This is a genomic window from Streptomyces sp. NPDC000229 (assembly GCF_040300825.1).
In the GTDB taxonomy this organism is placed as follows: domain Bacteria; phylum Actinomycetota; class Actinomycetes; order Streptomycetales; family Streptomycetaceae; genus Streptomyces.
Genome location: NZ_JBEPEL010000090.1, coordinates 17,369 through 27,212 on the forward strand (window position 1 = coordinate 17,369; position 9,844 = coordinate 27,212).

The window sequence follows — 9,844 nt, forward strand, 5'->3', positions numbered from 1 at the left end:
AACCATACAGGTCCGGGCCCGTTTCCTTCAAACCGTATGCACGTGCGCGGCCAGCCCCCGGCGCCCCGCTCGCATCATCAGCGCGTGGTTGGCGACGAAGAGGGGCCGGCCGGGCAGCGCGAGGCGGCGCATCAGGGGCCGTTGGACGTCGACCTCCTGTTCGTAGACGGCGCGCGTGCGACCGCCGGCGGGCGAGGTGAGGGTCCAGCGGACCCACCCTTCGAGGTCGCCCGCGAGAGCGGTCTCCAGGACGCGCGCGACGGGGTCCCGGCGCCGTTCGGTGAGGGTGACGACCAACTCGTACGGCAGGAAGGACCGGAAGCGCGCGGTACCGGTGCGCTCGTCGAGCCGGGTCACCTCGCGCACCTGCGGCCACCAGGAGGGGTACTCCTCGGGGCGCTCCAGGACCGTGTAGACGGTGTCCGGCGGCGCGGGCACGTCCCAGACGTTGCGGAAGCGGTAGTGGCACCAGTTCATGCTGCGAGTCTGCACCGGTGGCCCGTACTCATGCCGCGTGTGAGTACGTACGCTCATGTCGGGCGATGTGGCCCGAGCCACACTCCGCTCATGAACAATGTGCCGTCACCGGCCGAGGAGCTGGTGGTTCTGGACCGTGAGCTGGCCCAACTCGACGCCCGCCGATCCCACTTGCTGGCCCGCAGGGCCTGGCTGCTGAGCGTGCTGTATGCGCCGGCGGCGGCTTCGACTCCCCCGTCGCGCCCTGTCCCCGAGACCGCCCCGCGCAGTGCGCAGAACGTGCTGCTGACGCTGGGCGGTGTGCTGTTGGCGGTCGCCGCGGTGGCCTTCACCCTGGTCAACTGGGGGCACCTGGGCATCGGTGGCCGTTCGGCGGTGCTCGCCGTGGTGACTGCCGGGGCGCTGGCCGCTCCCGTCGTACTGCTCCGCCGCCGGCTGGCGTCGACGGCGGAGGCGGTGGCATCGCTGGGACTGCTGCTGACGGTGCTGGACGCCTACGCGGTGCACCGGGTGGCGCTTCCGGCCTGGGAAGCGGTGGGGTACGCGGCGGTCGCCTCGGCCGTGCTGGCGGCGCTCTGGGCGGCGTACGGCGTGGTCGTGGGCGGGCTGCGCGTTCCGCTGCCGGTGGCGGTGGTGGCCGGGCAGTTGCCGTTGCCGTTGGGGGCGCTGGCGTCCGACGCGAGTGCGCTGACGGTGTGCTGGGCCCTGCTGGCGACGGCCGGGCTCGATGTGGTGGTGGCGCTGCGAGGCCGGCCGGGCGCCGTGGTGCGGAGGGCGGCGGGCGTGGCGGCCTGTGTGACGGGCGGGTGGGCCGTGACGGCCGCCGCCTGGTTCTCGGTACTGGGCGGCGGGGCCGGACCGGCCGGGTTGCTGCTGGTCGCTGCCGGGCTCGCGCTGTACGGGGCCTGGCGTGCCCCGGCCGGGGCGGAGGCCTGGGCCGTGGCGCCGACGGTGGTGGCGGGGCTGCTGGCGGTGGCCGGTGGCGGCGGGCTGGTGCGGGAGGCGCTGCCGGAGGCGTGGGCGGCGCCGGGGGCGTGGGCCGTGCCCGGGTACCTGCTCGTCGCGGTGGCGGTGTGGGCGGTCGCGGTACGCGGCGGGTTGCCGCGCGGGATACGGCGTGGCCTGATGGGCGCGTCGGCGGGCGTGCAGGCGCTGGCGGTGGCGTGGGCGCTGCCGCAGGTGGTGGGCGCGCTGACGGGTGAGCGGCCGGGCGTCGCGTGGTCGGTGGTGGTCGTGCCGGTGACGGTCGCCGGGGTACTGGTGCCGCTGCGGTCCCTCCGGGCGCGCTGCGGGGCGCTCGCCCTGGCCTGGGCGGCGGGGATGTCCCTGCCGGAGGCGCTGTCCCTGCCGTACACGGCCACGCTGATGGGCCGGCTGGTGCTGACGGCCGGGTTCCTGGCCCTGGCGGTACGCCCGGCGGCGTTGACCGCCCGGCTGTCCGGGGAGCCGGAGGCCGAGGACGTGCTCGGCGGCGCGGCCCTCGGCGGGGCGCTGCTGGGAGCGGTGGCCGTGGCTGCCGGCGCGTGGGGTTCGGAGGCGGCCGCGGTCACCGTCCTGGGGGTGCTCGGCGCGCTCCTCACGGGCGCGGCGATCCTCGGCGGGGGCCCGCGCCGGACGGTCTCCGCATGTGCCGCCGTGGTGGCGGCGACCGGCTTCGTGGGCGCCGTCGCCGCCGCGGTGGAGCTGCCGACGCACCTGACCGGCGTGGCGCTGCTCGCCGTGCCGGCGGCGACGGCGGCGCTCGGGGCGGGGCTGCGGCGCCGCCCGGTCGCGGTTCCGGTGGAGCTGACGGGCGTTGCGGCCGGTGCCCTTGCGGTCGGGCTCGCTGCCACCCGCCCGGCCGCCCTGGCGCTGGTGCTGGCCCTGGGCGGTGTCGTGGCGGCGGCCACGGCGGTGCGCCCGGAGCGGCGCCCGGTGGCCGGGTACGCGGCCACGGCGCTGTTCGTGGTGGCGACCTGGGTGCGGCTGGCCGACTCGGGGGTGTCGGCCCCGGAGGCGTACACGCTGCCGGTGACGGTGCCCGCGCTGGCGGTGGGCGTGCTGCGCCGGCGCCGCGACCCGGAGGCGTCGTCGTGGGCGGCGTACGGTCCGGGGCTGGCCACGACCCTGCTGCCGAGCCTGGCCGCGGCGTGGGGCGACGCGGGCTGGCCGCGTCCGCTGCTGCTCGGGCTGGTGGCGCTCGCGGTGACGCTGGCCGGCGCCCGGCTGCGGTTGCAGGCGCCGCTGCTGCTGGGCGGTGCGGTCCTGGCCCTGGACGCGCTGCACGAGCTGGCGCCGTACGTCGTCCAGGCGGTCGGCGCGCTGCCCCGCTGGCTGCCGCCCGCGCTGGCCGGCCTGCTGCTGCTCGCGGTGGGCGCCACGTACGAGCAGCGGCTGCGCGACGCCCGGCGCCTTCGCGAGACCCTGGGACGGATGGGCTGACCCGGGTACGCCGAAGGCCCCGGAGACGGATCGTCTCCGGGGCCTTCGGGCCGGGTGGTGGGCGATACTGGGTTCGAACCAGTGACCTCTTCGGTGTGAACGAAGCGCTCTCCCACTGAGCTAATCGCCCGGGCGCACCGCAAACATTACCGCATGTCAGCGGGTGCCCCCGACCATCTGGGAGGCCGCCGTCAGATGGTCCAGGGCATGGCGAACCCGTACCTCCAGAGGTACACGCCGATCAAACCTGCCATGATCACGAGACCGACCGTGGTGAGGATGATGTTGCGCCGCCGGACCTTCGGGTCGAGTGCCCGCTGTGCCGCCTCGGTCACTTTCCGTTTCGTCCAGCGGAGCACCAGCTGCGCCCAGACGAACTCGGTCGCCCAGATCGCCATGCCGGCGAAGATCACGACCCAGCCGGGCCCGGGCAGGACCAGCATCGCGGCACCGGCGGCCACGACTGCGAGGCCGACGACGAATACGCCGACCTGCCAGCTGATATGCAGCGTCCTGCGCGCCTTGATGAACTCGGGCGCCCGCGAACCCAGTGGTGGTTCGGCGGTCACCTCTTCCGTCACGTCCCCCGTGGCGGGTGCTGTGGTCACCTGTCGGGCGACCTTCTCCCGCTCGTCACTCTCCGCGTTCATAAGGCCCAACCTACCCGACGGAGACCGAGCACCGGAATGGATGCATAACGACCGCTTGCACACCGCCATACGAGGTACCTCAAGGGCCACAAAACAGACAGAGGGGTTTACAACGGCACCGTAGGTGGCATGTCGATTTCGCCGACGTGCGAATCCCCGAGCGCACACTGAGCGAAAGGCCCTGGCGCTTATGAACACCACGGTCAGCTGCGAGCTGCACCTGCGCCTCGTTGTATCGAGCGAGTCCTCACTGCCTGTACCGGCGGGCCTGCGGTATGACACGGCCGATCCCTATGCCGTGCACGCCACCTTCCACACCGGAGCCGACGAGACGGTCGAGTGGGTGTTCGCCCGCGACCTCCTCGCCGAAGGGCTCCACCGTCCCACAGGCACCGGCGACGTCAGAGTCTGGCCGTCCCGCAGCCACGGCCAGGGCGTCGTCTGCATCGCGCTGAGCTCCCCGGAGGGCGAAGCCCTGCTCGAGGCCCCGGCGCGCGCCCTGGAGTCGTTCCTGAAGCGGACCGACGCCGCGGTGCCGCCCGGCACCGAGCATCGTCATTTCGATCTCGACACGGAGCTCTCGCACATCCTGGCCGAAAGCTGAGGCCAGACGCCAGCCGCACGGCGCCGTCCGACTCGGGGCGACGGCGCCGCGCGGAGAGCTCGCACGGCCGTGAGCGGCCGGATACGGCGACACCGGCGCCGTCACCGCGGAAACCACCGCGGTGACGGCGTCGGCGCGTTTTCCGGCCGCCCGGCGCCCCGCTCCCCGGAACACCGCCCGGGCGCACCGCGCACGAGCCGCTAGAGTCGGCGCACATCCGGCGGGCGCCCGCCCGCGACAGGCCAGGGAGCGAATCGTGCTGATCCCCCACGACACCCGGATCGCGCTCGACACCGTCGTCGATCTGCTGAACACCGCACCCGAAGGCGGACAGGGTGACGGGCTCGGGGACGTCGCGGCGCTGTACGCCTTCCTGCGGAGCCATGACGTCAGCGGGGTCGGTCAGCTCGGTGAGCAGGATCTGCGGGCCGTACGCGACGTACGAAAACGATTCGCCGAGGTGTTTTCGGCGACCGACGCGCGTACCGCCGCCGAGCTGATCAACCAGCTGGTGGCCGCCGCGGGCACCACGCCCCAGCTCACCGACCACGACGGCTACGACTGGCACGTGCACTACTTCGCGCCGGGCGCGTCGGTGGCCGACCACCTGGCCGCGGACTGCGGCATGGCGCTCGCCTTCATCGTGGTGGCCGGAGAGCAGGACCGGCTGCGCCGCTGCGAGGCTCCGGACTGCGGGCGGGCGTTCGTCGACCTGTCGCGCAACCGCTCGCGCCGCTACTGCGACAGCCGTACCTGCGGTAACCGGCTCCATGTGGCGGCGTACCGGGCCCGCCGCAAGGAGGCGGCGGCCGGCTGACCCGGGCCGGTCAGCCCGCGATCACAGCACGAACAGATCGTGCACGGCGGCCATCAGCAGCAGGCAGCCGATCACCGCCAGGAAGATCATCAAGGGTGGCTGGGAGAGCGCGAAGAGGCATCCGCGTCGCTCCTCGGTCGTTGCGTCGGTGGCATCGGTGGGGGCGGGGGACGACTCCCGCGAGGTTTCCAGCATCTCGTGGCCGATCATGGCGCAGCCGAGCGCCCCGTGAACCCCGAACAGTGATGATCGGCACGGGAGTTCACCCCATCCCGTGGCCTTTGCCGGGCCCGCGACGGTGGTCCCTCCTCAGATGCCGTGCTTCTTCAGGATGGCCTCGATGTCGCTGAAGTCCTCGGCCGGCTTCCCCGTGGCACGGTCACCGGCCGCCCGCGAGGGCGCGGACGCGGTCGGCTCGACCGCCCGCCGCTCGTCCTCGCGGCCGTGGACCTTGCCTTCCTTGCGGCCTTCCTTGCGCGGGCGGCCGCCCCGGCGCCGCTCGATCGCCCGGGTCGTCATGAACAGCGCCCAGGCGACGCCCAGGACGCCGAACCCGGCCCACGCCACCGGACTGAAGGCGGTCGCCGCCAGCCATTCCACGGCGCCGGTCATCACCAGCCCGATCGGCACGAGCGCGTACGCGGCGATACGGGCGGCAGCGAGGAACCTCTTGCGGTAGGCGGTGATCGCCGCGAGGCCCAGCCCGGCGGCGGACACGGCGGAGCAAATCGTCTCGGCAAGCATCCGGTCCTCCAGGCGGCGCGGGGCGGTACGTCCCTTCCATCCTGCACCGTGCGCCCACACGGCGGCCATGGTGCCGACCGTCCTCGGGAAGGATCTCCGGGACATCTCCGGGCCCGTCTCCTCCCCAGGTCCCGGTTGGGGTCCGCGCGTCCTGCTGGAAGACTGCCCCCATGAACGACTCCACCACCGACCGCACCGCACCGCCCGTCGTCCTCGACGTCTGGTGCGAGCTCCAGTGCCCCGACTGCCACGCCGCCCTGGAGGACCTGCGCGCGTTGCGCGCCCGGTACGGGGACCGGCTGGAGGTGCGGCTGCGGCACTTCCCGCTGGAGAAGCACAAGCACGCCTACGCCGCCGCGCAGGCCGCCGAGGAGGCGATCGTGCAGGGCCAGGGCTGGCCGTACGCGGAGGCGGTGCTGGCCAGGACCGAGGAGCTGGCGGCCAAGGGTGAACCGGTGCTCATCGACACGGCACGGGAACTGGGCCTGGACACCGAGGAGTTCGACACCGCGCTCATCGACGGTCGGCACCTGCTGATCGTGGACGCCGACCAGGCGGAGGGCAAGGCGATCGGCGTCACCGGCACCCCGACCTACGTGATCGGCGGCGAGCGCCTGGACGGCGGCAAAAGCCAGGAGGGGCTGCGCGAGCGCATCGAGGAGATCGCCGACCGCCTCCTGGCCGAACCGGGCGGCCAGCTCTAGACGGTTCAGAGCAGCGGCTTGAAGGCGTGGACGCGGGTCGTCCGGTAACCGAGCGACTCATAGAGCCCGATGGCCGGGGCGTTGCCCGCGAAGACGTGCAGCCCGATGCGGCGCTCCCCCGCCTCCAGGGCGATCCGCTCGGCGAGCAGCATCAGGGTGCGCCCGTACCCCCTGCGGCGCTGGTCGCCGGCGACCTCGATGTCGTACACGAACGCGGCGTCCTCGCCGGGGGTCAGTTCCAGGCGGCCGGTCCACAGGTGCCCGACGGGCGCCCCGTCCCGGACGGCGACGTGGAACGCGGCACCCTCCGTGGCGAGCCCGTCGGGCAGGTACTCACGGCGGCTCGCCTCGGCCCTCGCCCTGGCCTGCTCCTCCGGGACGCCGTGCTCGGCCCAACTGCGCGCGAAGCGCTCCACGGACCGGACCTCCCAGTCCCGGTACTCCGCCTCCGTCATGGGCCTGACCGCGACGTGCGCGGGCGCTTGAGGCAGTGGCCCGGTGAGGTCCTTGGCCATGTTGCGGCTGCGCTCGGTGTAGCCGAGGGCGGTCACCATGCGCAGCGCGACCGTGGAGTCGGCCGGTACGGAGACGGAGACCTGGTCGCAGCCCCAGCCCCGCAGGACCTCCTCCGCGGCCAGCGCGGCCACCGTGCCCCGGCCGCGCCGCCGGTCCGGCTCGTCGATGTGGAGCGAACGGATCACTCCGGCCGCCCGCCCTCCGGCCCCGGGCAGGGTGCCGAGCTCGACGGCGCCCACGCGGCGGCTGTTCACACAGACGTCGTAGGTGCGGGATCGGGCGCCGTCGGGGGTCTGCTGGAGCGGCCCGGCCGGCCGCAGGGTGGTGGTCATCGCCACTCTTCTACCCACCCCACGACCACGGGCTCACATCTGCGCCGCGCGCTCCGCGAAGATCCGCATGGCCTTGGCGGTGACCGGTCCCGGGGCACCGGGCAGCTCGCGCCCGTCGACGCGGTGCACGGCCTGGACGTCGCGGAGGGTGGAGGTCAGGAAGATCTCGTCGGCCCGCTCCAGGACGTCCATCGGCAGGTCGGTCTCCTGGGCGCCGGTCCATTCGACGGTCAGGGCGCGGGTGATCCCGGCCAGGCAGCCGGAGGCGAGTGGCGGGGTGTGGAGCTGTCCGTCCAGGACCACGAAGACATTGGAGCCGGTGCCCTCGCAGAGCTGTCCGACGGTGTTGGCGAACAGCGCCTCGCTCGCGCCGTGTTCGTGGGCCTTGGCGAGGGCGACGACGTTCTCCGCGTACGAGGTGGTCTTGAGTCCGGCCAGGGCGCTTCGTTCGTTGCGGGTCCAGGGGACGGTGATCACGGCGGTGGTGTCGGGGCGGTGCCTGGTCTCGCCGAGGGCGACGACAAGGGTCGGGCCGGCGTCACCGCGGTCGGAGCCGAGCGGGGAGAGCCCTCCGGTGTACGTGACGCGCAGCCGGCCCAGCGGCATGGGGTTGGCCTCCAGCACGGCGGCGCAGGCGCGGCGCACCTCGTCGAGGTCCGGGTCGGGCAGGCCGAGGCCGCGCGCGGAACGGGTGAGCCGCTCCAGGTGGGGCTCCAGCGCGAAGGGCCGGCCGTCCACGGCCTTGAGCGTCTCGAAGACGCCGTCGCCCACGGTCAGGCCGTGGTCCAGCACGGAGACCCTGGCGTCCTCCGCGTCCTGCAGCTCGCCGTTGACCCACAGCTTCATGTCCGGATGGTCCTTCCGCTCGCCTCGTACGTTCCCGACGCTACCGCGAGCAGCCGGGAGGCCTTCAGTTCGGTCTCGTCCCACTCGCGCTCGGGGTCGGACCCCCAGGTGATGCCGGCGCCGGTGCCGAAACGCAGCACTGGTTCCCCTTCGCCCCGGTCGATCCAGAAGGTGCGTATGCCGACGGCCAGCTCTCCGGTCCGCCGGTCGGCGTCGACCCAGCCGATGCCACCGCAGTACGGCCCCCGGGGGGCGGTCTCCAGCGCCTCGATGATCTTCAGGGCGCTGGACTTGGGGGCGCCGGTGACCGAGCCGGGCGGGAAGGTGGCACCGAGGAGGTCCTTCCAACCCGCCTTGAGCGTCAGCTCGCCGCGCACGGTGGACACCAGGTGCACGAGTCCCGGGTGTGCCTCGATGGCGCACAGCGCCGGAACGGTGACGGAGCCGGTGGCGCAGACCTGCCCGAGGTCGTTGCGGACGAGGTCGACGATCATGACGTTCTCGGCGCGGTCCTTGTCCAGGAGGTCCTGGGCGGTGCGGCCGGTGCCCTTGATGGGGCCGGACTCGACGGTGGAGCCGTCACGCCGCAGGTAGAGCTCGGGCGAGGCGGTGGCGATCTCCACGCCGTGGGCGGGCAGACGAATCGTTCCGGCATAGGGAGCCGGGTTGCCGCGCGCGAGGAGCGCGGTCAGCGCGTCCACATCGGCGGCCGGGTCCGGCAGGGGCGCGGAGAGCACCCGGCACAGGTTCGCCTGGTAGACGTCGCCGGCCGCGATGTGCTCGCGGATCCTCCGTACACCGGCGGTGTACGCCTCGCGGTCGAGCGAGGACGTCCAGTCACCGGCGGCGGGCCCGCGCCAGGCCCCGGGGACGGGCTCGGGCACCGGGGCGGGGCGGACGTCACCGAAGCGGGCGCAGGTCAGTCGGCCTTCGAAGTCCGCCGAGACGGCCCAGAAGCCGGCGGAGTCGAGGGCCTCGGGGTCACTGGTGACATCCCGCAGGTCGGTTGCCACGAGGCCGCCGAAGCGGGCCAGAGGAGCGAGGTCGTGCACGGATGCGAGTCTATGGCGGGGGCGGGCAGGACGGCGCGGCCGTCCTCCGGACCTGGTGCGGAGCGAGGTCGGCGCAGCACGCTGGGCAAACGCGTTTTTGTACTGGCCCGGGAATCCGCTAGAGTTCAACACGTCGCCGGGACGCGGAAGCGGGCCGGAACCGACAAGCGGACGTGGCTCAGTTGGTAGAGCATCACCTTGCCAAGGTGAGGGTCGCGAGTTCGAATCTCGTCGTCCGCTCGAAGTGGGGGATCATTCCCGAACCCCTGCACTCCTGGTGGAGTGGCCGAGAGGCGAGGCAACGGCCTGCAAAGCCGTCTACACGGGTTCAAATCCCGTCTCCACCTCCAAGGACGATTAGCTCAGCGGGAGAGCGCTTCCCTGACACGGAAGAGGTCACTGGTTCAATCCCAGTATCGTCCACTGGATCTTCGGATCCCCCGCGCGATTAGCTCAGCGGGAGAGCGCTTCCCTGACACGGAAGAGGTCACTGGTTCAATCCCAGTATCGCGCACGCAGTGCCCATGATCTCCGGATCGTGGTCCCGAGGACGATTAGCTCAGCGGGAGAGCGCTTCCCTGACACGGAAGAGGTCACTGGTTCAATCCCAGTATCGTCCACACCGTCCGGAGCCCCGGCCGCCTCTCGCGGCCGGGCGCCGGGGCGAGCGTGCGCGTCATG

The 9,844-nt window shown here is 72.9% G+C and carries 11 protein-coding genes and 6 tRNA genes; 9 read left to right on the plus strand and 8 right to left on the minus strand.

Annotated features, from left to right (window positions below; genetic code table 11):
- Window positions 1–27: 27 nt before the first annotated feature.
- Complete coding sequence (locus tag ABT360_RS30075) at window positions 28–477, minus strand: SRPBCC family protein (protein WP_351823359.1); 450 nt, start codon at window positions 475–477, stop codon at window positions 28–30.
- 90 nt (window positions 478–567) lie between these two features.
- Here ABT360_RS30075 and ABT360_RS30080 point away from each other — a divergent pair, with 90 nt between their 5' ends.
- Window positions 568–2,898, plus strand: a complete 2,331-nt coding sequence (locus ABT360_RS30080) for an SCO7613 C-terminal domain-containing membrane protein (RefSeq protein ID WP_351823362.1) — start codon at window positions 568–570, stop codon at window positions 2,896–2,898.
- Window positions 2,899–2,953: 55 nt separating this feature from the next.
- Here ABT360_RS30080 and ABT360_RS30085 read toward each other — a convergent pair.
- Window positions 2,954–3,028, minus strand: a tRNA-Val gene (locus ABT360_RS30085).
- 61 nt (window positions 3,029–3,089) lie between these two features.
- On the minus strand, window positions 3,090–3,548 hold the full coding sequence (locus ABT360_RS30090) for a TIGR02611 family protein (protein WP_351823365.1): 459 nt from the start codon (window positions 3,546–3,548) through the stop codon (window positions 3,090–3,092).
- 190 nt (window positions 3,549–3,738) lie between these two features.
- On the opposite strand from ABT360_RS30090, the gene ABT360_RS30095 reads away from it, so the two are divergent.
- Window positions 3,739–4,152, plus strand: coding sequence for an SsgA family sporulation/cell division regulator (locus ABT360_RS30095; protein WP_351823368.1), 414 nt, complete (start codon window positions 3,739–3,741; stop codon window positions 4,150–4,152).
- A 256-nt stretch (window positions 4,153–4,408) separates the two neighbouring features.
- On the plus strand, window positions 4,409–4,969 hold the full coding sequence (locus ABT360_RS30100; protein ID WP_351823371.1) for a CGNR zinc finger domain-containing protein: 561 nt from the start codon (window positions 4,409–4,411) through the stop codon (window positions 4,967–4,969).
- 21 nt (window positions 4,970–4,990) lie between these two features.
- Here the strand turns inward: ABT360_RS30100 and ABT360_RS30105 are convergent, their stop codons facing one another.
- A complete protein-coding gene (locus tag ABT360_RS30105; protein ID WP_351823394.1) occupies window positions 4,991–5,179 on the minus strand; it encodes a hypothetical protein in 189 nt (62 codons plus the stop codon).
- Window positions 5,180–5,278: 99 nt separating this feature from the next.
- Complete coding sequence (locus ABT360_RS30110) at window positions 5,279–5,713, minus strand: hypothetical protein (RefSeq protein WP_351823391.1); 435 nt, start codon at window positions 5,711–5,713, stop codon at window positions 5,279–5,281.
- A 170-nt stretch (window positions 5,714–5,883) separates the two neighbouring features.
- Here ABT360_RS30110 and ABT360_RS30115 point away from each other — a divergent pair, with 170 nt between their 5' ends.
- Window positions 5,884–6,417, plus strand: coding sequence for a DsbA family protein (locus tag ABT360_RS30115; RefSeq protein WP_351823374.1), 534 nt, complete (start codon window positions 5,884–5,886; stop codon window positions 6,415–6,417).
- A 5-nt stretch (window positions 6,418–6,422) separates the two neighbouring features.
- On the opposite strand, the gene ABT360_RS30120 is transcribed toward ABT360_RS30115, so the two are convergent.
- Genes ABT360_RS30120 through ABT360_RS30130 form a run of 3 tightly spaced genes read right to left on the minus strand, consistent with a single transcriptional unit; the run spans window position 6,423 to window position 9,163 of the window.
- Complete coding sequence (locus ABT360_RS30120) at window positions 6,423–7,265, minus strand: GNAT family N-acetyltransferase (RefSeq protein WP_351823377.1); 843 nt, start codon at window positions 7,263–7,265, stop codon at window positions 6,423–6,425.
- A 33-nt stretch (window positions 7,266–7,298) separates the two neighbouring features.
- On the minus strand, window positions 7,299–8,111 hold the full coding sequence (locus tag ABT360_RS30125; protein WP_351823380.1) for an aminotransferase class IV: 813 nt from the start codon (window positions 8,109–8,111) through the stop codon (window positions 7,299–7,301).
- Window positions 8,108–9,163 (minus strand): chorismate-binding protein, encoded by a 1,056-nt coding sequence (locus ABT360_RS30130; protein WP_351823383.1) that lies wholly within the window; start codon window positions 9,161–9,163, stop codon window positions 8,108–8,110. Before ABT360_RS30130 ends, ABT360_RS30125 begins: the two co-directional genes overlap by 4 nt.
- 167 nt (window positions 9,164–9,330) lie before the next feature.
- Here ABT360_RS30130 and ABT360_RS30135 point away from each other — a divergent pair.
- The 5 genes from ABT360_RS30135 to ABT360_RS30155 all read left to right on the plus strand — a co-directional run bounded on the left by ABT360_RS30135 (window position 9,331) and on the right by ABT360_RS30155 (window position 9,783).
- Window positions 9,331–9,403 (plus strand) — tRNA-Gly (locus ABT360_RS30135).
- 36 nt (window positions 9,404–9,439) lie between these two features.
- A tRNA-Cys gene (locus ABT360_RS30140) sits at window positions 9,440–9,513 on the plus strand.
- A gap of 1 nt (window position 9,514) precedes the next feature.
- Window positions 9,515–9,586 (plus strand) — tRNA-Val (locus tag ABT360_RS30145).
- A 19-nt stretch (window positions 9,587–9,605) separates the two neighbouring features.
- Window positions 9,606–9,677 (plus strand) — tRNA-Val (locus tag ABT360_RS30150).
- A 34-nt stretch (window positions 9,678–9,711) separates the two neighbouring features.
- Window positions 9,712–9,783, plus strand: a tRNA-Val gene (locus ABT360_RS30155).
- The last annotated feature ends 61 nt before the right edge of the window (window positions 9,784–9,844 follow it).